A 24,545-nucleotide genomic window follows, 5' to 3' on the forward strand; every position below is an offset into this window, starting at 1 on the left:
AGCGCCAAAGAGCCCTACGACTTTACAAGACACCTCTACTTTAACATAAAGAAAAAGTAGTGAGTACTCTCTCCCGTCGGAGATTTTCTCACTACTAATCTTAGTATGTTTTCTACACAAAAATAGGTTCCATAATATCTATAGGGGATTTACCCACTACAAATATTATAGAGTCACTATAAAAAACTAGAGTTCCACAACTGGGAATATCTAGCTTTCTTGTGGCTGAGAATTATTTTGTCGCAGACTTTTTTTATTGATTTTATAGGTAGAACTATCGGCCTAAACAGAAAAGACTTGATAACTTTTACGAAACTAAGTATACTAGAGGGTAATAAGCGTTTTCAGATGGTATATTAGGGAGTATACTTAGAAATTGAGAGGGAGATATGGGGATAAGAAAATTTCGATTATTGATGTCCAAGTATGGCTTTAGTATTGCGATTATCCTGATAGAATTATTTCTTGTTTTCGGAATTATTCTTTACATGAGCCAGATTGCTCCGATTATTTGGGTGATTCTTGTATTTTTAATCAGCGTAGCAACCGTTATAGCGATTGTCAATCGTTCGATGTCACCTGAAAGCAAAGTGACTTGGTTGATTGTGACCTTTGTACCGGTGTTTGGTCCACTGCTTTATCTCATGTTCGGTGAGAGAAGACTATCAAAAAAAGAAATGAAACAGCTGAAGGAACTACGCTCCATTACTAACCATGAAAAGAGTGAGTTTGCTCTTCATCAAGGGTTAAAGGATAGAGATAAGTCTGCTTATGGGATTATCAATGCCTTGCTACATATGGATAGCAATGCAGAGGTGTACGAGCAGACAGATTCTCAATTTTTCTCTACTGGAGAGGCTATGTGGAGACAAATCTTAGAGGATTTGAAAAAGGCTGAGAAATTTATCTTCCTGGAATACTACATTGTCGAAGAAGGCTTGATGTGGGACAGCATGCTTGAGATTCTCGAAGAAAAAGTTGCTCAGGGTGTTGAAGTTAAGATGCTCTACGACGATATCGGATGTATGGTGACATTGCCAGGTGATTATACTGTGCATCTCCGAGCTCGGGGAATTGAGGCTCATAAGTTTAATAAGGTAATTCCTCGTATGACAGTGGCCTATAATAACCGAGATCACCGCAAAATTTTGGTCATTGATGGGCAGATTGCCTATACTGGTGGCGTCAATCTTGCGGATGAGTATATCAACCAGATTGAACGTTTTGGCTATTGGAAAGATAGTGGCCTTCGTATAGACGGTCCAGCTGTTCAGGCTTTTACAAGACTATTTCTCATGAACTGGTACATCAACCGTGGTGAAATCAGTGACTTTGATCAGTATCACTTGGAAAATCAAACGCGGTCTGGAGCAGGTTTGTGCATTCCTTATGGAAGTGGTCCCAAGCCTATCTACCAGATGAAGGTAGGGAAAGTAGTTTATCAAAATCTCATCAATCAAGCGACAGACTTTGTCTATATTACCACGCCTTACTTGATTATTGATTATGATTTGACGGAAGATATTAAAAATGCGGCCATGCGAGGGGTGGATGTGCGAATTGTCACTCCCTTTGTACCCGACAAGGAGCTTATTCAACTGATAACACGAGGAGCTTATCCGGATCTTTTGTCTGCTGGTGTCCGTATTTATGAGTATACTCCTGGTTTTATCCATAGTAAGCAGATGATTGTTGATGATCGATACGCAGTTGTTGGAACCATAAATCTAGATTATCGTAGCTTGGTTCATCACTATGAAAATGCGGTTTTGTTGTACGAAACACCATCGATTGCAGATATTCGTAAGGACTTTGAAGAGATTTTTGAAGTATCGCAGGAAGTATTTCCAGGGACGATCAATCCTACCTGGTATCAAACATTAATCAAGGAAGTGACCCAGTTGTTTGCGCCAATGCTTTAAGTGGAAGAATTAATTGAGAATAGATGATTAGAGGAAGAGGTTGGGACAAAAGTCCTAGCCTCTCAATTTTCTTTGGATTGTCGAGCAAGACGCAGTGGTTGAGTGGGCTCTACTATGCTGATTTCATCATCTTTTACAGCTCTACTCAACTGTGCTGAGGTGGGACGACGAAATCGAATTCTAACGAATTACCGATTTCTGTCCCACTCTCTTTTCTGTAAGCAGTTTCCTTGACATCTTATTTATTTTTCGTTATCATATGTCCATATAATATATGGGAGTCTGTGTACAGTCTGAGAGGAAGTGTTAAACTTCGACCGCACCTGATCTGGGTAATGCCAGCGTAGGGAACGATACTTGGCCTAATTTTGCACCTTTTTCATATATGAAAGAGGTTTTTCTTTTTTCATAAAGAAAAACTGTAAATTAAAAGGAGGTTTGAATGAAAGCAAGCATTGCTTTACAAGTCCTGCCCCTGTCACAGGGGATTGACCGCATAGCTGTAATTGATAAGGTCATTGCTTATCTGCAATCTCAAGAAGTGACCATGGTGGTGACACCATTTGAAACGGTCTTGGAGGGGGAGTTTGATGAGCTTATGCGTATTCTCAAAGAAGCGTTAGAAGTGGCGGGGCAAGGAGCAGACAATGTCTTTGCCAATGTGAAAATAAATATAGGAGAGATTTTAAGCATCGATGAGAAACTTGAAAAGTATAATGAGACGGCATATTAGTCTGCTAGGATTTTTGGGTGTCGTATCCGCTTGGCAGGTGGCGGGACTCTTAAAACTCTTACCAAAGTTTATCCTGCCGACACCACTTGAGATTCTTCAGTCTTTTGTTCGTGACAGAGAATTTCTCTGGTACCATAGCTGGGCAACCTTGAGAGTAGCCTTATTAGGCTTGGTCTTGGGTGTCTTGATAGCCTGTATTATGGCCGTCCTTATGGATAGTTTGGGCTGGCTCAATGACCTGATTTACCCCATGATGGTGGTTGTCCAGACTATACCGACAATTGCCATAGCCCCTATCCTAGTTTTATGGTTGGGTTATGGAATCTTGCCCAAGATTGTTTTGATTATCTTGACGACTACTTTTCCTATCATCGTTAGTATTTTAGATGGTTTTAGGCATTGTGACAAGGATATGCTGACCTTGTTTAGTTTGATGCGAGCGAATCCATGGCAAATCCTGTGGCATTTTAAAATTCCAGTCAGTCTGCCTTACTTTTATGCAGGTCTGAGGGTCAGTGTCTCCTACGCCTTTATCACAACAGTGGTATCTGAGTGGTTGGGAGGCTTTGAAGGACTTGGTGTCTACATGATTCAGTCCAAAAAACTGTTTCAGTATGATACTATGTTTGCCATTATTATTCTGGTATCACTGATCAGTCTTCTGGGGATGAAGCTAGTCGATATCAGTGAAAAATATGTGATTAAATGGAAACGTACTTAAAATAGAGCGTTTTGTAAAAAGAAAAGAGGAAATAAAAATGAAGAAAACATGGAAAGTGTTTTTAACGGTTGTAACAGCTCTTCTAGCTGTCGTGCTTGTGGCTTGTGGCCAAGGAACAGCTTCTAAGGATAACAAAGAAGCAGAACTCAAAAAAATTGACTTTATCCTAGACTGGACACCCAATACCAACCACACAGGGCTTTATGTAGCTAAAGAAAAAGGTTATTTCAAAGAAGCTGGAGTGGATGTTGATTTGAAATTGCCACCTGAAGAAAGCTCGTCAGACTTGGTTATCAATGGTAAGGCGCCATTTGCTATCTATTTCCAAGATTACATGGCTAAGAAATTGGAAAAAGGGGCAGGCATTACTGCAGTTGCAGCAATCGTTGAGCACAATACATCAGGGATCATCTCTCGTAAGTCTGACAATATCAATAGTCCTAAAGACTTGGTTGGGAAGAAATACGGAACTTGGAATGACCCAACTGAGCTTGCTATGTTGAAAACCTTGGTAGAATCTCAAGGTGGAGACTTTGAGAAGGTTGAAAAAGTACCAAACAATGACTCAAACTCGATCACACCGATTGCCAATGGCGTTTTTGACTCTGCCTGGATTTATTATGGTTGGGACGGTATTCTTGCTAAATCGCAAGGTGTGGATGCCAACTTCATGTATTTGAAAGACTACGTCAAAGAGTTTGACTACTACTCACCAGTTATCATCGCTAACAATGACTATCTGAAAGACAACAAAGAAGAAGCTCGTAAAGTCATCCAAGCTATTAAAAAAGGTTATCAATACGCTATGGAGCATCCAGAAGAAGCGGCTGATATCCTGATCAAGAATGCCCCAGAACTCAAAGATAAGCGTGATTTCGTTATCGAATCTCAAAAATACTTGTCAAAAGAATATGCAAGTGATAAGGAAAAATGGGGACAATTTGATGCGGATCGCTGGAATGCCTTCTACAAATGGGATAAAGAAAATGGAATCCTCAAGGAAGACTTGACTGATAAAGGATTTACCAACGAATTTGTAAAATAATGACAGAAATTAGACTAGAACACGTAAGCTATGCCTACGACAATGAAAAGATTTTAGAGGATATTAACCTACAGGTAACTTCAGGTGAAGTGGTCTCTATCCTAGGCCCCAGTGGTGTAGGAAAGACTACTCTCTTTAACCTGATTGCAGGGATTTTAGAAGTCCAGTCAGGTAGAATTGTGCTTGATGGGGAGGAAAATCCCAAGGGGCGCGTGAGCTATATGCTACAAAAGGATTTGCTCTTGGAGCACAAGACGGTGCTAGGCAATATCATTTTGCCCCTCTTGATCCAAAAGGTGGACAAGGCAGAAGCTGTTGCGAAAGCAGATGAAATCCTTGCTACCTTTCAATTGACGGCTGTAAGGGATAAGTACCCTCATGAACTCAGTGGTGGGATGCGCCAGCGTGTGGCCTTACTCCGTACCTACCTTTTCGGGCACAAGCTCTTTCTTCTAGATGAGGCCTTTAGTGCTTTGGACGAGATGACAAAGATGGAACTCCACGCCTGGTATTTGGAGATTCACAAACAGCTAGAGTTGACAACACTCATCATTACGCATAGTATCGAGGAGGCGCTGAACCTCAGTGATCGGATTTATATCTTGAAAAATCGCCCTGGGCAGATCGTCTCTGAAGTCAAACTCGACTGGTCTGAAACCGAAGACAAGGAAGTTCAAAAAATTGCTTATAAACGTCAAATTTTAGCGGAATTGGGATTAAATAATTAGAAAGACAGGGAGTTGGTGAGGATTGTTCATTACCAGCCCCTTTTTCTTTTAAAAAATCGAAAAATTCGGTATAATAGTCAAAGATAGTCAAGGTTCAAAGAAAGAGGTGGCGTTCTATGAGATTTAAAAATACATCAGACCATATAGAGGCCTATATCAAGGCGATTTTGGAGCAGTCGGGTATGGTTGAATTGCAACGAAGCCAATTAGCGGATACCTTTCAAGTCGTGCCTAGCCAGATCAACTATGTGATTAAGACTCGATTTACTGAAAGCAGAGGCTATTTAGTTGAAAGTAAGCGAGGAGGTGGCGGTTATATTCGCATTGGTCGGATTGAATTCTCAAACCATCATGAAATGCTCCGCGATTTACTGTATTCGGTAGGTGAAGAAGTTAGCCTAGCTATCTTTGAAGATGTTTTAAGACTCTTGTTTGAGCAGGATTTAGTGACTCGTCAGGAGATGAATCTATTATTAGCAATGGCGACAGACCGAGTTTTAGGCGATGATGCTAATCTTATCCGTGCCAATATGCTCCGTCAGTTATTACAAGAGGTAGATAGAAAAGGAAAATAGAACTAAATGAAATATTCAAAAGCATTGAGAGAATGTATAGAAAGTGCCTTTCTGGTCGCCAGTCATTTTGGGGCAGAATACCTAGAGTCATGGCACCTATTGATTGCTATGGCCAATCATGGTTACAGTGTAGCTGGGGCGACTTTGAACGAATTTCCATATGAGATTGATCGTTTGGAGGAAGTTGCTGTAGAGCTGACGGAAACAAAGTATAGCGATAAGGAACATTATCAGGAGTTGCCTTTTTCACACCGTTTAAAGGTGTTGTTGTTGGAAGCAGAGCACGTAGCTTCTGTCGTTCATGCCAAGGTTTTAGGAACAGAGCACGTGCTTTATGCTATCTTACATGATGGCAATGCCTTGGCTACTCGTATTCTAGAAAAAGCGGGATTTTCTTACGAAGATCAGAAGGATCAGGTCAAGATTGCTGGACTTCGTCGAAGTCTTGAAGCGCGTGCTGGTTGGACTAGAGAAGATTTGAAGGCCCTTCGCCAGCGTCATCGTACGGTAGCGGATAAGCAAAATTCCATGGCTAATATGATGGGTATGCCTCAGACACCAAGTGGAGGTTTGGAAGATTATACGCATGACCTTACGGAGCAAGCTCGTTCGGGTAAATTGGAACCAGTCATCGGGCGCGACCAAGAAATCTCTCGTATGATTCAAATCTTGAGCCGTAAGACAAAAAATAATCCAGTCCTAGTTGGAGATGCAGGTGTCGGTAAAACAGCTCTAGCACTTGGTCTTGCGCAACGTATTGCCAACGGGGATGTACCTGATGAAATGGCTAAGATGCGAGTTTTAGAACTTGATTTGATGAATGTGGTTGCGGGAACTCGTTTCCGTGGTGACTTTGAAGAACGTATGAACAATATCATCAAAGATATTGAGGAAGATGGAAAGGTCATCCTCTTTATCGATGAGCTTCATACCATTATGGGGTCAGGAAGTGGGATTGATTCGACCTTGGATGCGGCCAATATTTTGAAACCTGCCTTGGCACGTGGAACTCTGAGAACTGTCGGTGCGACCACTCAGGAAGAGTATCAAAAGCACATCGAAAAAGACGCAGCCCTTTCTCGTCGCTTTGCAAAAGTGATGATTGAGGAGCCAAGTTTAGCAGATAGTATGGCTATTTTGCAGGGCTTGAAAGCAACTTACGAGAAACACCACCATGTCCAAATTACAGACGATGCAGTAGAAACAGCTGTCAAAATGGCACATCGTTATTTGACGAGTCGTCATTTGCCAGACTCAGCCATTGATCTATTGGACGAAGCAGCTGCAACAGTGCAAAACAAATCGAAGCATGTGAAAGCAGACGAGTCAGGTCTATCTCCAGCTGACAAGGCCTTGATGGATGGTAAATGGAAGCAAGCTACTCAACTCATTGCAAAAGAGCAGGAAGTACCTGTTTATAAAGACTTGGTGACAGAATCAGACATTTTGACCACCTTGAGTCGCTTGTCAGGTATTCCAGTTCAAAAATTGACCCAAACAGATGCCAAGAAGTATCTCAATCTTGAAGCTGAACTGCATAAACGTGTTATCGGACAGGAACAAGCTGTATCTAGTATCAGTCGTGCCATTCGCCGAAATCAATCGGGTATTCGCAATAACAAACGTCCAATTGGCTCCTTTATGTTCCTAGGACCAACAGGTGTTGGTAAGACCGAGTTGGCCAAGGCCTTGGCGGAAGTTCTCTTTGATGATGAGTCTGCTCTTATCCGATTTGACATGAGTGAATACATGGAGAAATTTGCAGCCAGTCGTCTCAATGGAGCTCCTCCAGGTTATGTAGGCTACGAAGAAGGCGGGGAGTTGACCGAGAAGGTTCGTAACAAACCGTACTCAGTCTTGCTCTTTGACGAGGTAGAGAAGGCTCACCCAGATATCTTTAATGTGCTCTTGCAAGTCTTGGATGATGGTGTCTTGACAGACAGTAAGGGTCGCAAGGTTGACTTCTCCAATACCATCATCATCATGACATCAAACCTTGGTGCGACAGCGCTTCGTGATGACAAGACAGTTGGTTTTGGAGCTAAGGACATTCGTTTTGACCAAGAAAATATGGAAAAACGGATGTTTGAGGAGTTGAAAAAGGCTTATCGTCCAGAGTTTATCAATCGTATTGATGAGAAGGTAGTCTTCCATAGCTTGTCAAGTCAAGATATGCAAGAAGTAGTTAAGATTATGGTCAAACCATTGATTGCTAGTCTTGCAGAAAAAGGAATTGACTTGAAACTTCAAGCATCAGCCCTTAAACTTCTAGCTCAGCAAGGCTATGATCCAGAGATGGGGGCTCGTCCACTACGCAGAACTTTGCAAACAGAAGTAGAAGACAAACTAGCAGAACTTCTCCTTAAAGGTGAATTGGAAGCTGGTAAGACTCTGAAGATTGGTGTCAAAGCTGGTCAATTAAAATTTGAGATTGTTTAAAAATGTGAGGTTGGAACAGATTGTTTCAGCCTCTTTTTTGAAAAGTTGTTGCCCAAATAGCTACTTGGATTGTGGATTTATTTTAAGGATTTCAAAAACGAATTTCTACTGATCAAGTTTTGTATATCAAGAAAAAAATCTTATAATTAAGAAATGTTTTTATAAAAAATAATAAAAAAGTGTTGACAAACAATAGAAGGAGTAGTATGATATAAAATATAAAAAGTTATAAAAAGATTGGAAAGACATGAAAAAAAAGATAGCAGTGGTTTTTGGAACCTTTGCTCCCTTGCATCAGGGACATATTGATTTAATCCAAAGAGCAAAACGACAATGTGATGCTGTATGGGTGGTAGTTTCAGGTTATAAGGGAGATCGTGGTGAACAGGTGGGGCTTACACTACAAAAGAGGTTTCGCTATATTCGTGAAGCATTTCGAGATGATGAGTTGACCTCTGTTTGTAAACTTGACGAAAGCAATATTCCACGCTATCCAATGGGCTGGCAGGAATGGTTGGATCAGATGTTACAGGCCATTTCCTATGACCAGACTGGTGAGGAACTTATCTTTTTTGTAGGAGAGTTCGAATACCAACAAGAATTGTCAGAACGTGGTTTCGAGACTGTTCTACAGGAAAGAAAATTTGGAATTTCGGCTAGCATGATTCGTGAAAATCCAAGCAAATATTGGAAATATATCGCTCAACCTTTCCGCCGTCAGTTTACGAAAAAAGTGTTGATTATGGGAAGTGCTAGTAATGGTAAAACAACTCTAGCCAAGGATTTAGCTCGCTTCTATGATGCGCCAGTTAGTCTGGAATATGCTCGTGAGTATCAGATAAAAAATAATGTCCGAGATGATGAGCTTACCCCAAAAGATTATTATTACCTTCTATTGGGGCAATATGATCAAACTTCCAAGTTAATCGATAGCAATGCCAATCGAGGCCTAGTCATTGCGGATACCAACTCATTAGTAACCAAGGGCTACTACGATTACTACATGGAAAGCGAAGAGCAGGAGGACTTGTCCGTAGAGACCTTTGATAATCTCTTTGTTTCCATCTTAGCCAAGGAAAAGTGGGATTTAATCCTCTTTGTGCAACCTGTTGGCTCTTATGTCAATGATGGTTTTCGCGACATGACCATGGCAGAAGACCATATCCGTCACAGTTTTTCTCAGTATTTGGATATGATGAGGGAGCAATATCTAGCCAATATCCCTCATGTTTATCTAGCTGATGACTATCTAGGAAATTATGAAGCAGCAAAAGTAGCTATCGATGCCATTTACCAAGCAGATTAGGAGAAGAAAATGAAAAAAATAACTGAAAAAATCACTCGATTTATTGAAAACTTTAAAAATGTCCACGCAGAAGCTCGTAAAATTGGTTTTGCAGGAGTTATGCGTTTACTTTGGAAAGACCTCTTTGTAGGACGTAGTCTTTTCCAGTGGCTCTATTTGATTGTTTTATCGAGTGTTCCTCTTATTCTGGAGTTTACACAAAATACGGAAAGTCATGACTGGATTGGTCTCTTGGCTTCTTGGACAGGGATTGTCTGCGTTATCTTGGTTGCTGAAGGTCGAGCTAGTAACTACCTTTTTGGTGCTATTAACTCTGCAATCTATTTGGTCCTAGCTATGAATGCTTCTTTCTACGGTGAAGTTTTGACAACAGTTTATTTCTTTGTCATGCAGCCTATTGGTCTCTATACTTGGTTGTCTAATCGGATCAATGAGCAAGGAAGACCAGAGGAGTCTCACTTTGAAGCTAAGAAACTCGGTCTGATTGATTGGCTCAAGTACTTGGCCTTGACTGCTATCATCTGGATTGGCATGGGATTAGCCTACCAAAGTATCAGCAGTGCTCGTCCTTTCCGTGACAGTGTTACCGATGCGACCAATGGTGTTGGTCAGCTCTTGATGACACGTCTTTACCGTGAGCAATGGATTTTCTGGATTGCAACCAATCTCTTTAGTATTTACCTCTGGTGGGGTGAAAACATCCATATCCAAGGGATGTACTGGGTCTACACCATCAATAGTCTAGTCGGTTGGTACCAATGGACTAAGGCTGTCAAGGAGGGATAAGATGACTGAAACGATAATCCCGGCTGGAATGACAGAAAGAGAATATTTTGAGATTCATGCGACGGAGAAGGAATTTTTAGACTGGTACTGCAAACAGGATCTTCCTCAGTATGAAAAACCAAGCGTGACGGTGGATATGGTAGCTTATTGCTTTGTGGAAGGGAAAATCAAACTCTTGCTGATCCGTCGCAAGGCCCATCCTTATCAAAACTGCTTGGCTCTGGTCGGTGGTTTTATGGATAAGAGCGAAGATGCAAGGCATGCTTGCCAGCGTGAAGTGAGAGAGGAGGTTAACCTCGATCTTCCTTTGGAAAAAATCGAACAGTTGATGACAGTGTCTACCCCAGGTCGTGATCCGCGGGGCTGGACGGTTACTATCGCCCACTTGGTGTATCTACCTAGCCGCGCACTTGATCTCGTTCAAGCTGGAGATGATGCCAAGGATGTGGTTTTTGTCGATGTTGATTTTCAGACGGGCAAGTGCTTCCTAGAGGGACTAGAGTTGGAGGAGCACGCCTTCGCCTTTGACCATTATGCCATTATCCAAGAGTCTATTAAACGAATCCAAGGGCGTCTTGACTGGAATCCGACCTTCCTCTATCTGCTAGAGGAGGAGTTCACTGTCTATGAAGGGACCGAATTGGTCAATCTCATCAACCCAGGACGACCAATCGTCAGCAATAACTTTCTCGTAAAATACGGGGAGTATGTGGAAGAAGTTGGGCTCAAACGAGTGCCTAAAAAGAAACCAAGAAAAACCTATCGATTGAAATAAAAAGCTTTGGGATAGAAATCGATAGACCAAGTCTCGATTTCCTAGTCTCAGTCCTGAGAAGTTTCAACAAATCCGATGGCTGGTTCAAGTTTGAGAATAGAGAAAATAAAGTTTGTGTCAAAATTCAATTCAACTATCGTGTCAAAGGTTTATTATTCATAAAAAATCGAGGTCGGGATTCTTCCCGGCCTCTTTTTGTTGTTATTTTTTGTTTAAGGATGTTTATCTTTTTTAGGATTACTCATAAAACGAATGAATAAATCTTTGTATTTATATTTTAAATAATGTTCATGTAAGTACAGTAGAGCTACATAGACAATCATGAAAATAGTGGTTAAGTAGAACAAATCAAATGTGGTCTGGGCGTAGCGACTTGCAGACTGATAAGAGCAGAAAGCATCTAAAATCAACCAAGGAAGATACTTGTAATATTTGCTTAACATAAGCCTACACCTCCAATATCCTATTTCAATTTTATTATAGTCTTTCAAGAAAAAAATGCAAGCGATTACACTTTAAAATATAGCACTTTATCAGGAAGAAATTTTGTGTTTTTTTAAATTCTTTACGAATAAAAGATATAGGAGGAGTAAGAAAATAAATGTACTAAAAAATAATTCTAAAAAATTTTAGATAAATAGTTGACAGATTTAAAAACAAATATTACAATAATGTTACAAAAATATTTCTTAACATTTCAAAAATATTACAAAGGAGCATAAAATGAAAAATAAAACTTCTATCAAATTAATGGCCGCAACTGTACTCGCTTCAACATTGTTATTGGGGGCTTGTGGTAATAAGAAAGAAAACACCACAAGTGATAGTTCTAGCAAGACAACACAAGCATCTTCTAGTTCTAAGGCCAGTTCTTCAAGTAAAGAGAACAAGACTCAGAAATCCTCAAGTTCAACTTCATCAGAAAAAGCTAAATCATCATCTTCTGATCAGTCAACGACTACTGCTAATCAATCGCAAGCAACACCAGCACCAGAAACAAGACAGGGGCAAGAAGTTTCTAATCAACAAGCGTCTTCGCAAACTCCGTCAAATCAGCAAGGCTCTCAAGCACAGACAAGCCAATCAGCTTATGATCCAACTACTGACCGCAAACTTCAAGATAAGCAAGCAGAACACAATAAACGTTACAAGGGTGTTCTAACCATGGTTGATGGAGATTTCTCTGCCGCAGCTGGCAACTGGAAGGGGGCTAATGGCGAGACTATCACTGTTTCATCAGGTGGTCAATTTACAGTAGAATCTAGTGATGGTAAGAAAGAAAACTACTCTATCCAAGGCTATGCCTATACCCTTGATGATGGTAAATATAATGCCAAAATTGGTGGTGGAAAAATCATTCAAATTACAACAGACGCAGATGGAACTGTATCTAGCGTTGCTTTGATTAAGCCATAGACTTCAGTACTGAAATAATTTGTTTAAAAATAGTTCAGTTGATGAGTACCTACAGCATTTGAAGTTGATAAGACGTCATAAATGAACTCCAGAGATGAGACGAACTTAGGAGTATATGTAATCATATCTACCTGAACTGACCGTTTTTCACTTAGTTTCTTTCAGAGAAAGTGGTATAATGAAAAAATCAAAGGGAAACGAGTGATGAATCAATGCCTGATAAATTAATTTTACCTCAAAACACACGACTCATGGGAGTGTTCCTTGGCTTTATCGGTGGTTCTTTGGATGTATTCTGTCACATCCAGTACCATAGTTTGGTGGCAACGCAGACAGGGAACATTCTCCTACTGATATCAGATTGGCACGATTCACATGTCATCAATACTATGTTGAGATTCTGCTCGATTATATTCTTTTCCCTAGGCTTTCTGTTTGCCTTACACGTAAAAGAATATCGCAAAACAGCCTATTGGCGAGTTAAAATGCTACTTCCCTTATTTATCGGGACCCTTGTTCTGCCCTTCTTTTCCCGCTTTCCTCTATTAGAAGTTCCTTTTATTGCTTTTGGAACTGGAATGATGATGCTAACATTTACGGGTAGTTTGATTGAAGATCATCCCTATGTCATTTTTATGACGTCTGGGAATTACCGAAAAATGTTGACTGCTTTGTATCGCATCGTTAGAGGAGAAGGAGATGTTCAAGAATATCGTCGTCAAGCCTTGAATTATGGCATTGTTGTAGGGAGTTTCGTAGTGGGGGCCATTAGCTTGGCTGTATCTATGCATTTTCTCCATGAATGGTCTATCTGGATTGTCAGCTTCAATTTGTTTTTGATTATGGCATACTATATTGCTAGAGTGAAGCAACTAGATTTGCAAGATGAAAATATATAAAAAAGGCAAATCTCAAATTGAGGGATTTGCCGTTTTTGGTATGATGGACATGTCGTACATCTGAGGTGGAAGTCCTCCGTAGGACACACACTACCAGTGAACTTTTGAGCAACTGAATTTGTCCATTCGGGGATGTATAACTATTTCTTACTAGGGAATATGAAGCGCATAATCATCATCATAGATGAGCGCTCGCGTACTAGCCTACGAGTGATTATCTAGAAGCGGTGGAAGAAGAAATCTACTTAAGCTAGGGTTTCCTAAATGGAGATAAGGTATCTAGCTGGGGTGATCACTATCAATTAGGGCTCAGAAGTCGGTACTTAAACATGATATATAAAAACCAGTCCTCGAAAAGCGCGGACTGGTTTCTTACTTGGTTTACTACCTTGAACGGCATGTACCATGGTGTGAGTGGGGTTAGTCTTAGCCGCTACTCGATTTTATTTCACCAACTTCTTCATCTCATCAATACGCGCTACGGTCGCGTCGTATTTGGCTTGGTAGTCGGCTTGTTTGTCGCGTTCTTTTTGGACGACTTCTGGTTTGGCGTTGGCTACGAAGCGTTCGTTAGAGAGCTTTTTGCCGACCATATCCAGTTCTTTTTGCCATTTAGCCAGTTCCTTGTCGAGGCGAGCCAGTTCTTCTTCGACATTGAGGAGGTCAGCGAGTGGCAAGTAGATTTCTGCTCCTGTGATGACGCTTGACATAGCGAGTTCAGGTGCAGGGATGTTTGAGGCGATTTCCAAGTGTTCTGGATTTGTGAAGCGTTTGATGTAGTTAACATTGCTGTTAAAGAAGGTTTCCAAGTCGCTATCGCTTGTCTTAACAAGGATGGTGATAGGCTTGCTTGGTGCTACGTTCACTTCTGCACGCGCATTACGAACAGCACGGATCAAGTCTTTGAGGCTTTCGACACCTGTGTGAGCAGCAAGATCTTCAAAGGCTGGGTTGACAGTTGGGTATTCTGCTGTAACAATAGAGCCTTCTGAGATTTGTCCAAAGATTTCCTCTGTCACGAATGGCATGATTGGGTGAAGGAGACGAAGGATCTTGTCCAAAGTATAAAGGAGAACAGAACGTGTGATGACTTTCTCTTCTTCGTTGTCGCTATAAAGGACTTCCTTAGTCAACTCAACGTACCAGTCCGCAAATTCGTCCCAGATGAAGTTGTAGAGGATGTGGCCAGCCACACCAAACTCAAACTTGTCAAAGTTGGCCGTAGCTTTTCCGATGGTTTCATTGAGGTTGTGGAGAATCCAGCGGTCTGTGACATTTCCAGCTTCCTTGTTAACAACTTTTTCCACATTAGCAGTTGCTTGCTCAAGGGTCAAGCCTTCATTGTTCATGAGGATGTAGCGAGAGATGTTCCAGATCTTGTTGATGAAGTTCCATGAAGCATCCATTTTCTCATAAGAGAAGCGCACGTCTTGACCTGGTGCAGAACCGTTTGAAAGGAACCAACGAAGGGCATCGGCACCGTATTTCTCAATAACATCCATAGGGTCAATCCCGTTACCGAGAGATTTCGACATCTTGCGTCCTTGCTCGTCACGAATGAGACCATGGATAAGAACGTTTTGGAATGGCTGACGGCCAGTGAATTCCAAGGATTGGAAGATCATACGAGACACCCAGAAGAAGATGATGTCGTAACCTGTAACCAAGGTTGAAGTTGGGAAGTAACGTTTGAAGTCTTCTGAGTCGACATCCGGCCAGCCCATGGTTGAAAATGGCCAAAGGGCAGAACTGAACCATGTATCCAAGACATCTTCGTCCTGAGTCCATCCGTCACCTTCTGGGGCTTCTTCACCGACGTACATTTCACCCTCGGCATTGTACCAAGCAGGAATTTGGTGACCCCACCAGAGCTGACGAGAGATTACCCAATCATGGACATTTTCCATCCATTGAAGGAAGGTATCGTTGAAACGAGGAGGGTAGAATTCTACCTTGTCGTCTGTATCTTGGTTGGCAATAGCATTTTTAGCCAATTGGTCCATCTTGACGAACCATTGCGTAGACAAGCGTGGCTCAACTACAACGCCTGTACGTTCTGAGTGACCAACACTGTGGACACGTTTTTCGATTTTAACGAGGGCACCGATTTCTTCCAACTTAGCAACGACCGCCTTACGAGCTTCAAAACGGTCCATTCCTGCAAATTCGAAGGCCAAGTCGTTCATAGTTCCGTCGTCGTTCATGACGTTGACTTGTGGCAAGTTGTGGCGTTGACCCACCAAAAAGTCGTTTGGATCGTGGGCAGGTGTGATTTTCACGACACCAGTACCAAACTCTGGATCTGCGTGCTCGTCTCCCACGATTGGAATCAATTTATTAGCGATTGGAAGGATAACATTCTTACCAATCAAGTCCTTGTAGCGTGGGTCTTCTGGATTGACCGCAACGGCAACGTCCCCAAACATAGTCTCAGGACGAGTTGTTGCCACTTCAAGGGCGCGTGAACCATCTTCCAGCATGTAGTTCATGTGGTAGAAGGCACCTTCGACATCCTTATGGATAACCTCGATATCAGAAAGGGCTGTGCGAGCTGCTGGGTCCCAGTTGATGATAAACTCACCACGGTAAATCCAACCTTTCTTGTAAAGGTCCACAAAGACCTTGCGAACAGCTTTTGACAAACCTTCATCAAGAGTGAAACGCTCACGAGAGTAGTCTACAGATAGACCCATCTTGCCCCATTGTTCCTTGATGGTCGTCGCATATTCGTCTTTCCATTCCCAGACTTTCTCAAGGAATTTCTCACGACCTAAGTCATAACGTGTAATACCCTCTCCACGCAAGCGCTCCTCAACCTTAGCCTGAGTGGCAATCCCCGCGTGGTCCATCCCTGGAAGCCAAAGCGTATCAAAACCTTGCATGCGTTTTTGACGGATGATGATATCTTGCAAGGTTGTGTCCCAAGCGTGACCAAGATGGAGTTTCCCAGTTACGTTTGGTGGTGGAATAACGATAGAATAAGGCTTAGCCTTTTGATCGCCTGAAGGCTTGAAAACATCGGCATCAAGCCATTTTTGGTAACGACCAGCCTCAACCTCGGCTGGATTGTATTTAGGTGAAAGTTCTTTAGACATGTGTGTGTCCTTTCTAGTTAATATCTTTAAATAAAATTAGTATGTAGGAGATAGACTTTGATTCAACTCATCTTTTTTCTCATTATCTTCTATAAGCAAAGAAAAGGTGAAAATTTCACATTAACTTTCTCTCATTATCTTCACAATATGTTTGTCAAAGTCTGACATGATTTTTTGAGTTCGGTTAAATTTTTCATACTCCTGGATGGCTTTTGAGTCTGCTTGTTTCTTGGAAATACTTCCTTTTCCTTCTAAGATTTCATATTCATTAAAAAAAGAAAACGATCAATACTATCTGCCAATCCTCGCATTGTAAAAGTATTACGGCGCTCAACCAAACCCTCGATATAATCAAAATAGGCTGTAGCAGTTCGCTCTAGTTGTCGAATTTCTTTTTCTTGCAGATAGTTTTTAGTCACTGTTACATCTGACTTGAGTACCTCCCATTAGGTGCATTCTTCCAAGTAGTTAATCCCATTTTTTCCTTACTTGCATCGGCTTGCTGATAGATAATTTCTGCAGCAGTACTTCCAGTAATTGCATAATGAAATTTATTTTGTACCATAGCATAGAAATTTTTAGTAATGTCTGAGTTTCTATCATAATCTATGGCACATTCAGCAAAGATATACGTGATTTGTTGATAGATTCGGCGCTCGCTAGAACGAATAGAGCGAATTCGTTCTAAAAGTTCATGGAAATAATCTTGTCCTAAAACTGTCTGTCCTTGTTTCAAGCGTTCATCATCTAAAATAAAACCTTTGATGATAAATTCTTTCAAGGTCTTGGTTGCCCAAATTCTAAATTGAGTAGCCTTGCTGGAATTTACGCGATAGCCAACTGAAATAATAGCATCCAGATTGTAATATTCAAGTTCACGCCGGACAGTTCTATTTCCCTCTTGTTGAACCTGTGCAAATTTTGCACAAGTTGACACCTTATCCAACTCACCACTATCATAAATGTTTCTCAAGTGCTTTGTAATGACACTTCGTTCAACTCCAAAGAGCTCTGCAAGCCCTTTTTGAGTCAACCAAAGATTTTCATCTTGTAAAAGGATATCTAGCTGAACGTCACCATTTGGTGTAGTATACAGGATGAAATTAGAAATTTCATTCAAGACAATTTCACCTCCCCCCTTCCATAAACAATTACTTCTCTTTCTTAAACTTTATGCCGTTTTCTTTCAGTTTTTGAACGGTTACGGGACCAATTCCCTTCAAAGCGAGAACTTCTTTTTCAGTCCATTTTTTGAAATCTGAAGACCTACGAATCCCATTTTCAACAAAGATGTGAACAAGATCCATCCGAATTCCCTTCATTTTTTCCTCGTTCATAAAGGAATGCCAGTCAGTGACCTCGGATAAATTTCTTATTATACTAGAATGATTCGAAAATACTGGTTTACGGCGGAACTTTTTGGCTTCGTTTGTTAAAAATTTCGTTAAAATAATATTTTCTAATAAATAATCAAATAGAGGATACAAACTAGCTTGTAACGATTCAACTGAATTTGGACAGTAGCATTCTTGGTCTTCGATCTCTATAACTTTGAATTGCCAATCTTCCTCTATAAAGAATTCAACAGCTTCATCATTGATTTCCACTAATTTTGCAAATAGCTGACTAGCTTCCTCAATTTTTCCTTGAGAAAAAGCAGAGATGATGGCATGAATAAGAATGGTATCATCCCGTTTCCCTTTATTTAATTCTTCGCGGTAGAAACGCTCAACCTTTAGTTCCTGACCAGTAATATGATACAAGGAAAGCATACAGAAGACAAAATTAGGAGGAAAACGTTCTGGTCGCTTACTCAAATATAGATTAATCAATTCTAAAGCCTTATAATTTAAGTTCTCCGTCATATAATATTCAATCAGAAACATAAGAGCAGACAGGATAGGGCGTGCTTCAAAATAATTCCAACTATTGTATCCGTTCATTTTCCATTTTTCTAAAACTAGAATTTCAAAATCCAATACTTTTTTAAAGCTTGGCAAATCAAAATCTTCAACTTCTGATAAGAATAGGTGGAAATCAGCAGCAAAATAATCTGGATTGATTTTTAAAACTTGCTTTAACAGTTTATTTCGCTTCTGTGTATTCGGAGTATGCATAGCTTCTCTAAATAAAGCATGATCTTCATGCCAGTCAAAAATTCCATGTTTCAGTTGGTAATTGATTAGCTGAACATCTGGATACTCTCCGTGTTCATCAGCATATTGCATCACTGCTGTATGTAGTTCATCGAAATTTTGAATGGTCCGACGTTCTACAAAAGTTGGATTTTTGGCCATGATTTCTGTCCAAGCAGCCTCTTCTTCAGAAATAACTTTGATATCCAACTTTTGCTGGCGTTTTAATTCTTTTTTTCTATTTTTCTTTTTAGCCATCTATTTTCTCCTCTAACTCATTCTTCAATAGATCAGACTCTACCTCTGCTGTATTGGATATTCTTACAGCCTCGGATACAGGCTGTAATAGTAAATCTCAGCTTCTTTGTGATTCGTTTGCTTTGAAGATTGTCCCCCCCAAGCGCGATTAAGGCTGAGTTTTCTAGTTACGTTTAGTGGTGGAAATCGTGATCAAAAAAGTTTTAGACTTTTGAACTCCTTGAGTCTTGAGAACATCTTCTTGAAGTTCTTTAGACATGTGTTTGTCCTTTCTCTATTGTATTCATTTTATCTTGAATCTGCTTGGCAACTTCGGCTGCAGACAGATTCGTATTATTTATTTTAAGGTAGTGGTGCAACTCATTCGGTTGATGCTGGGAATTTAATTGAAGTGTTTCAGCGGTCTCTAAAATTTCTCTTTCAGATACCTCAATATGCCGTTTCAAGGGCTTGTGCTTCAATCGGTTCTCCGTTCGATTTCGATGTAAACGCTCTTCAAGACTTGTTTCCAACTCCACAAAAAGAATCTCTTGATGATAGTCATCCAACAAATCCTGAATTTGCTTTAAATACATCAGCTGGTACTGATTTGAAAAATCAATTACGTCAGTTAAAATTACTGATCGCTGATTTCTTGCACTTGCTCCAAGGAAAGAAAAGGTCATTCCACGAACAAATTCCCACATTTCCTCTGTATAGTCCTGATAGATTTCCAGTGCAAAATCGATGGCTTGATGGTTATAAAAGAGGGTAGCATTTGTCAGTCGAGATAACTCTTGACCAATGGTCATTTTTCCTGATGCTGGAGCCCCAATGATGAAAAGATGCATCAAATCACCTCCCACTCACTTCTCAGCAAACCATATATCAGACTGTCACAGCGGTTTCCTTGAACATCCTTTCTGTCTCTTATTCGAGCTTCGAGGGTGAAGCCAAGCTTATCAGCAACTCGTTGACTTTGGACATTGTAACCAAAACAAGTCAGCTCAATCTTGTGTAGCTTTAATTCTTTAAAAGCTAAATCAATCAAGGCACGGGCTGCTTCTGGCACATAACCTCGGCCCCAATAGTCTGGGTGCAAGGTATAGCCAATCTCCAGCACATCGTCTTCGTAGCGACGGGGGAAATCGACAGAACCAATAATCTTATCAGTCCCTTTGACCACAATCCCATAGCCAGCTGGGAGATTTTCTTTTTCGTTGCGCTTGGGAAGGATATGTTCTAGGTAATAAATCTCATCTTCCAAGGTCTTGACGGGTGGGAAGCCTGCTGGGTAAGAGACTTCTGGACGACTAGCATAGTCAAAGATAACCTCGGCATCCGCCACGGTACGGACTCGTAAGACCAGACGCTCCGTTTCGATTTGTTCTGGCAGTTCAGCTCTTGTCATTCTTCTTCCTCGCTTTCTTAATGAAGCTCCCCATGGGATCGACTCGGTCATCCAGATAACGGTAAACGCGTTGATGACCGTCCCCCATAAAGTAAGTTGGGGCAAAGCAGTCATTTTTAAAATGCTCGTTATCGTCCAAGAGCTCTGGATCAGCCAGTCGCTCGAGAATCTTGGCAAAGATATGGCAGATGCCATCTTCCTCGATAATCCGATCCACCTGACAGTCCAAAACGACTGGACATGCCTCCAAAATAGGAGCCTGAGTCTGCTCAGAAATCTCGTAGTCAAGCCCTAGGTGTTTCAATTTCTCTCGATGGCTGATAAAGCCAGCCTGCTCCATCTCGAGCATGAGATTTTCATCAGGAATATTCACAGTAAACTTCTGGTAATGCTTGATTTGCTCAGCCGCATTTTCCTCAGCGCCAACACCGATGACCAGCCAATCGCCCAGGCTATAAGAGGAACTGCAGGTTGTGATATTGTGCCCAAAGTTCTGGTCCTGATATCCCAAGATGAAGATTGGAAAACCATAGTAGAGTTTACTGGTGTTAAAAGATTGTTTCATGGCAACCTCCTTTGACTAGGAGTCTAAAATAAAAATCGTCCCTGCCATCAATCTGACAGGGACGAATGTGTTAATCCGCGGTACCACCCAATTTCGGGCAGATGCCCGCCTCTCTCGTCTTTTAAACAAAAAGACATTTATATTTCAATTTTTAATTTCAACTCACTAGCAACCAGTTTTGACACATTTGTGGACTTCTCAGCTCCGCCACTTTCTGTAAAATGTGGGACTCAAAACACCTCTAATGGCTATATTTTAACAAGTTTTTCACGGAAATGCAAGGGACAGGAAATATTACTTGAACTTAATGCCGTTTTCTTTTAATTTCTTGATCGTAGCTGGACCGATTCCTTTCAAGGCAAGGAGTTCTTTTTCCGTCCAGTTTTTAAAGTCAGCAGCAGACTTGATCCCTTCATCGTAGAAAGTTTTAGCACGGTCAACTGAAAGTCCCCCTAGGTTAGCTGCGAAATCTTCTACAGAAGTAGCAACTTTTTGAGCTTGCTCTTTGGTTGCTTCTACAGTTTTTTCAACCTTTTTAGAGACAGCTTTACCTGCATCGCTTGCTGCTTTTTCAGCATGTTTTACAACTTTTTTTGTTTCTTCGACAACCTTGTTTACAGTGCTTGAAAATGCACCTGAGCGACGTAGGCTGTTTCTCAATTGTTTTTTACGTTGGAGTGTCTTTGACATGATAAAATCCTTTCAATAAAAAATCCCTGTGGCTGAACAAGGATTGAATCTCTATGGTTTTATTGTATCAACTTTCTTTAGGAATTGCAAGGCTTGGTATACTGAAAATATAGGAGATATATGGGAAATTTCACCGTAGAATGATAGACGATAATAGAAGAAAAATGAAAAATATGGTATAATGAAACGATAGATTTTGAATAGGAATACAATCATGTTTGGATTTTTAAAAAAAGATAAAGCAACAGAAGCCCCCACAATGGTGCCCGACCACATCGGTGTTATTATGGATGGGAATGGCCGTTGGGCTAAAAAACGGATGCAGCCACGTGTCTTTGGGCATAAGGCTGGGATGGATGCATTGAGAAAGGTAGCGATTGCTGCTAGTGATATGGGTGTCAAAGCCTTGACGGTCTATGCCTTCTCAACTGAAAATTGGACACGTCCAGACCAGGAAGTCAAGTTTATCATGAACTTACCTGTTGAATTTTATGATAAGTTTGTTCCCGAATTGCATCAGAAGAACATGAAGATTCAAATGATTGGGGAGACTGATCGTTTGCCGAAGCAGACTTTTGATGCTCTTAAAAAGGCAGAAGAGCTGACTAAGTTAAATACAGGATTGATTCTCAATTTTGCCCTTAATTATGGTGGACGAGCTGAAATTACACAAGCGGTCAAGTTGATTGCACAGGATGTTTTAGATGCTAAGATCAATCCTGGTGATATCACAGAGGAATTGATTGGGGAATACCTCTTTACGGGACATTTGCCAAAAGTCTTGCGTGATCCTGACTTGATTATTCGGACCAGCGGTGAACTTCGTTTGAGTAATTTCTTGCCTTGGCAGGCTGCTTATAGCGAGCTCTATTTCACGGATGTCTTGTGGCCTGACTTTGATGAGGAAGCCTTGAAAGATGCTATCATCGAGTACAATCGTCGCAACCGTCGTTTTGGAGGAGTTTAGGAGATATTATGATACAGGATTTACAAAAGAGAACCCTTTTTGCTATCTTGGCCTTGGCTATCTTTATCCCAATCTTGGCGATTGGTGGCTTATGGCTCCAGATTGCCATGGGGGTTGTGGCTATGTTGGGAGTACATGAGTTACTGCGCATGAAGGGTTTAAATACCATGACGCCTGAAGGTCTCTTGACTTTACTAGCGACTTTTGCTCTGACCGTACCTTTGGAAAACTACTGGAAGTTTTTACCTGTAGATGGGAATGTTGTAGCTTATAGTGTCGTGATACTGATTTTACTAGGGGCAACAGTCTTCAGCAAGAACTATACTATTGAGGATGCTGTTTTTCCGATTGCCATGAGTTTTTATGTTGGCTTTGGCTTTAATGCTTTGGTCGATGCTCGTATCGCAGGTTTGGATAAGGCGCTTTTGGGGCTTTGTATGGTCTGGGCAACCGATAGTGGCGCCTATCTAGTAGGGATGAAGTTTGGTAAGAGAAAGCTAGCTCCGAGAGTTTCCCCTAACAAGACTATAGAGGGTGCCATGGGAGGTATCTTGGCTGCTATGCTAGTGACTTTGATTTTTATGCTAGTTGATAGTACCGTTGCTTTACCTTATGGGATTTACAAAATGATGGTCTTTGCTATTTTCTTTAGTATAGCTGGTCAGTTGGGGGATTTGATCGAAAGTGCTATGAAACGTCACTTTGGTGTCAAAGACTCAGGCAAGTTTATCCCAGGTCATGGTGGGGTACTGGATCGTTTTGATTGCATGCTGGCTGTCTTCCCGATTATGCACCTCTTTGGCTTATTTTAAGGAAAGGTAAATAGAAATTAAATGATAGGATTACTAACATTTATCCTAGTTTTTGGGATTATCGTGGTGGTTCACGAATTCGGGCATTTTTACTTTGCTAAGAAGTCCGGGATTTTAGTTCGTGAATTTGCCATCGGTATGGGTCCCAAAATCTTTGCCCATATCGGAAAAGATGGGACTGCTTATACTATTCGTCTCCTGCCACTGGGTGGTTACGTTCGTATGGCAGGTTGGGGTGAAGATACGACAGAAATTAAGACTGGAACTCCTGCAAGCCTAACATTGGCAGCGGATGGTAAGGTCAAACGCATCAATCTCTCTGGTAAAAAGGTTGACCAGACTGCTTTACCCATGCAGGTTACCCAGTTTGATTTTGAGGATAAACTCTTTATTAAAGGCTTGGTCTTAGAAGAAGAGAAGACTTTCTCAGTTGACCATGATGCAACTATCGTGGAAGTTGATGGAACGGAAGTTCGTATTGCTCCATTAGACGTCCAATATCAAAATGCGACTGTCTGGGGCAAATTGATTACCAATTTTGCTGGTCCTATGAATAACTTTATCCTAGGAGTTATCGTCTTCTGGATTTTGATTTTCATGCAAGGTGGCGTTCGTGATACGCAAACGAACAATTTCAGCATTATTCCAGATAGTGCTTTGGCTAAGGTTGGAGTTGAAAATACGGCCCAAATCACTAAGGTCGGAAGTTATGAGATTTCAAACTGGTCAGATCTGATCCAGGCGGTTGATGCAGAAACCAAGGACAAAACAGCGCCCGTTTTGGATGTGACAGTCTCTGAAAATGGAACTGAAAAACAAGTGGGTGTGACACCTGAGGAAAGCCAAGGGCGTTATATCTTAGGTGTCCAGCCGAGACTCAAATCAGATATCTGGTCTATGTTTATGGGTGGATTTACAACTGCGGCTGATTCAGCTTTGCGCATCCTCAATGCTTTGAAAAGCTTGATCTTCCAACCGGATTTGAATAAACTAGGCGGTCCCGTTGCTATCTTTAAGGAAAGTAGTGATGCTGCAAAAAATGGTCTTGAGAATGTCTTGTTATTCTTGGCTATGATTTCCATCAATATCGGGATTTTCAACTTGATTCCAATCCCGGCGCTAGATGGTGGAAAAATCGTGCTTAATATCCTAGAAGCTATCCGTCGCAAACCACTGAAACAAGAAATTGAAACCTATGTCACTCTGGTCGGAGTTGTCATTATGGTCGTTTTGATGATCGCCGTAACTTGGAATGACATCATGCGAACCTTCTTTTAAGAATTAGAGG

22 protein-coding genes, 1 pseudogene and 1 riboswitch are annotated in these 24,545 nt (G+C 41.1%); of the genes and pseudogenes, 15 read left to right on the plus strand and 8 right to left on the minus strand.

What is annotated here, in order from left to right; translation table 11 throughout:
• The first annotated feature begins 389 nt into the window (after positions 1 to 389).
• From cls to QM406_RS07135, 10 genes are all read left to right on the plus strand, one after another.
• Entirely contained in the window at positions 390 to 1,922 is a 1,533-nt protein-coding gene (cls, locus tag QM406_RS07090) for a cardiolipin synthase (RefSeq protein ID WP_414273806.1), read from the plus strand.
• Positions 1,923 to 2,186: 264 nt separating this feature from the next.
• A riboswitch (TPP riboswitch) is annotated at positions 2,187 to 2,289 on the plus strand.
• Between the two features lie 75 nt (positions 2,290 to 2,364).
• Positions 2,365 to 2,655 carry an MTH1187 family thiamine-binding protein gene (locus QM406_RS07095; RefSeq protein ID WP_248034945.1) on the plus strand — a complete coding sequence of 97 codons (291 nt, stop codon included), beginning with the start codon at positions 2,365 to 2,367 and terminating at the stop codon, positions 2,653 to 2,655.
• Positions 2,618 to 3,376, plus strand: a complete 759-nt coding sequence (locus QM406_RS07100; protein ID WP_414273807.1) for an ABC transporter permease — start codon at positions 2,618 to 2,620, stop codon at positions 3,374 to 3,376. Before QM406_RS07095 ends, QM406_RS07100 begins: the two co-directional genes overlap by 38 nt.
• A gap of 37 nt (positions 3,377 to 3,413) precedes the next feature.
• Positions 3,414 to 4,421, plus strand: a complete 1,008-nt coding sequence (locus tag QM406_RS07105) for an ABC transporter substrate-binding protein (protein WP_248034949.1) — start codon at positions 3,414 to 3,416, stop codon at positions 4,419 to 4,421.
• Positions 4,421 to 5,149, plus strand: a complete 729-nt coding sequence (locus QM406_RS07110; protein WP_248034951.1) for an ABC transporter ATP-binding protein — start codon at positions 4,421 to 4,423, stop codon at positions 5,147 to 5,149. The genes QM406_RS07105 and QM406_RS07110 overlap by 1 nt, the downstream gene beginning before the upstream one ends.
• Positions 5,150 to 5,265: 116 nt before the next feature.
• Positions 5,266 to 5,724, plus strand: coding sequence for a CtsR family transcriptional regulator (locus tag QM406_RS07115; RefSeq protein WP_001211286.1), 459 nt, complete (start codon positions 5,266 to 5,268; stop codon positions 5,722 to 5,724).
• Positions 5,725 to 5,730: 6 nt separating this feature from the next.
• On the plus strand, positions 5,731 to 8,163 hold the full coding sequence (locus QM406_RS07120) for an ATP-dependent Clp protease ATP-binding subunit (protein ID WP_414273808.1): 2,433 nt from the start codon (positions 5,731 to 5,733) through the stop codon (positions 8,161 to 8,163).
• Between the two features lie 247 nt (positions 8,164 to 8,410).
• Positions 8,411 to 9,469: an AAA family ATPase gene (locus tag QM406_RS07125; protein ID WP_414273809.1), complete on the plus strand. Its 1,059-nt coding sequence runs from the start codon at positions 8,411 to 8,413 to the stop codon at positions 9,467 to 9,469.
• 9 nt (positions 9,470 to 9,478) lie between these two features.
• Entirely contained in the window at positions 9,479 to 10,255 is a 777-nt protein-coding gene (gene pnuC, locus QM406_RS07130; protein ID WP_414273810.1) for a nicotinamide riboside transporter PnuC, read from the plus strand.
• Position 10,256: 1 nt separating this feature from the next.
• On the plus strand, positions 10,257 to 11,030 hold the full coding sequence (locus QM406_RS07135) for an NUDIX domain-containing protein (RefSeq protein WP_414273811.1): 774 nt from the start codon (positions 10,257 to 10,259) through the stop codon (positions 11,028 to 11,030).
• A 212-nt stretch (positions 11,031 to 11,242) separates the two neighbouring features.
• Here the strand turns inward: QM406_RS07135 and QM406_RS07140 are convergent, their stop codons facing one another.
• A complete protein-coding gene (locus QM406_RS07140) occupies positions 11,243 to 11,473 on the minus strand; it encodes a hypothetical protein (RefSeq protein ID WP_075231142.1) in 231 nt (76 codons plus the stop codon).
• Between the two features lie 280 nt (positions 11,474 to 11,753).
• Between QM406_RS07140 and QM406_RS07145 the strand changes: the two genes are divergently transcribed.
• Entirely contained in the window at positions 11,754 to 12,446 is a 693-nt protein-coding gene (locus QM406_RS07145; protein ID WP_414273812.1) for a hypothetical protein, read from the plus strand.
• A gap of 212 nt (positions 12,447 to 12,658) precedes the next feature.
• Positions 12,659 to 13,345, plus strand: coding sequence for a YoaK family protein (locus tag QM406_RS07150; RefSeq protein ID WP_045762772.1), 687 nt, complete (start codon positions 12,659 to 12,661; stop codon positions 13,343 to 13,345).
• 443 nt (positions 13,346 to 13,788) lie between these two features.
• Here the strand turns inward: QM406_RS07150 and QM406_RS07155 are convergent, their stop codons facing one another.
• The 7 genes and pseudogenes from QM406_RS07155 to QM406_RS07185 all read right to left on the minus strand — a co-directional run bounded on the left by QM406_RS07155 (position 13,789) and on the right by QM406_RS07185 (position 21,478).
• A complete protein-coding gene (locus QM406_RS07155; protein WP_414273813.1) occupies positions 13,789 to 16,440 on the minus strand; it encodes a valine--tRNA ligase in 2,652 nt (883 codons plus the stop codon).
• Positions 16,441 to 16,560: 120 nt separating this feature from the next.
• Positions 16,561 to 17,560 (minus strand): annotated as a pseudogene (locus QM406_RS07160) (virulence RhuM family protein).
• Positions 17,561 to 17,591: 31 nt separating this feature from the next.
• A complete protein-coding gene (locus tag QM406_RS07165) occupies positions 17,592 to 18,833 on the minus strand; it encodes a hypothetical protein (protein WP_414273814.1) in 1,242 nt (413 codons plus the stop codon).
• A gap of 251 nt (positions 18,834 to 19,084) precedes the next feature.
• Positions 19,085 to 19,663, minus strand: a complete 579-nt coding sequence (locus QM406_RS07170; protein WP_414273815.1) for an AAA family ATPase — start codon at positions 19,661 to 19,663, stop codon at positions 19,085 to 19,087.
• Positions 19,663 to 20,223, minus strand: coding sequence for a GNAT family N-acetyltransferase (locus QM406_RS07175; RefSeq protein WP_414273816.1), 561 nt, complete (start codon positions 20,221 to 20,223; stop codon positions 19,663 to 19,665). The genes QM406_RS07170 and QM406_RS07175 overlap by 1 nt, the downstream gene beginning before the upstream one ends.
• Positions 20,210 to 20,788: a flavin reductase family protein gene (locus QM406_RS07180; RefSeq protein ID WP_414273817.1), complete on the minus strand. Its 579-nt coding sequence runs from the start codon at positions 20,786 to 20,788 to the stop codon at positions 20,210 to 20,212. Before QM406_RS07180 ends, QM406_RS07175 begins: the two co-directional genes overlap by 14 nt.
• Before the next feature lie 294 nt (positions 20,789 to 21,082).
• Positions 21,083 to 21,478, minus strand: coding sequence for a helix-hairpin-helix domain-containing protein (locus QM406_RS07185; protein ID WP_045762766.1), 396 nt, complete (start codon positions 21,476 to 21,478; stop codon positions 21,083 to 21,085).
• A 214-nt stretch (positions 21,479 to 21,692) separates the two neighbouring features.
• On the opposite strand from QM406_RS07185, the gene QM406_RS07190 reads away from it, so the two are divergent.
• The 3 genes from QM406_RS07190 to rseP are packed head-to-tail and all read left to right on the plus strand — an operon-like array spanning position 21,693 to position 24,535.
• Positions 21,693 to 22,445: an isoprenyl transferase gene (locus QM406_RS07190; protein ID WP_075231150.1), complete on the plus strand. Its 753-nt coding sequence runs from the start codon at positions 21,693 to 21,695 to the stop codon at positions 22,443 to 22,445.
• Positions 22,446 to 22,453: 8 nt separating this feature from the next.
• The gene (locus QM406_RS07195) at positions 22,454 to 23,257 is read left to right on the plus strand and encodes a phosphatidate cytidylyltransferase (RefSeq protein WP_075231151.1); all 804 of its coding nucleotides are present in this window, start codon (positions 22,454 to 22,456) and stop codon (positions 23,255 to 23,257) included.
• 21 nt (positions 23,258 to 23,278) lie between these two features.
• Entirely contained in the window at positions 23,279 to 24,535 is a 1,257-nt protein-coding gene (rseP, locus tag QM406_RS07200; protein WP_414273818.1) for an RIP metalloprotease RseP, read from the plus strand.
• Positions 24,536 to 24,545: the final 10 nt, after the last annotated feature.

It is taken from the genome of Streptococcus infantis (assembly GCF_047465035.1).
Classification (GTDB): Bacteria; Bacillota; Bacilli; order Lactobacillales; family Streptococcaceae; genus Streptococcus; species Streptococcus infantis_T.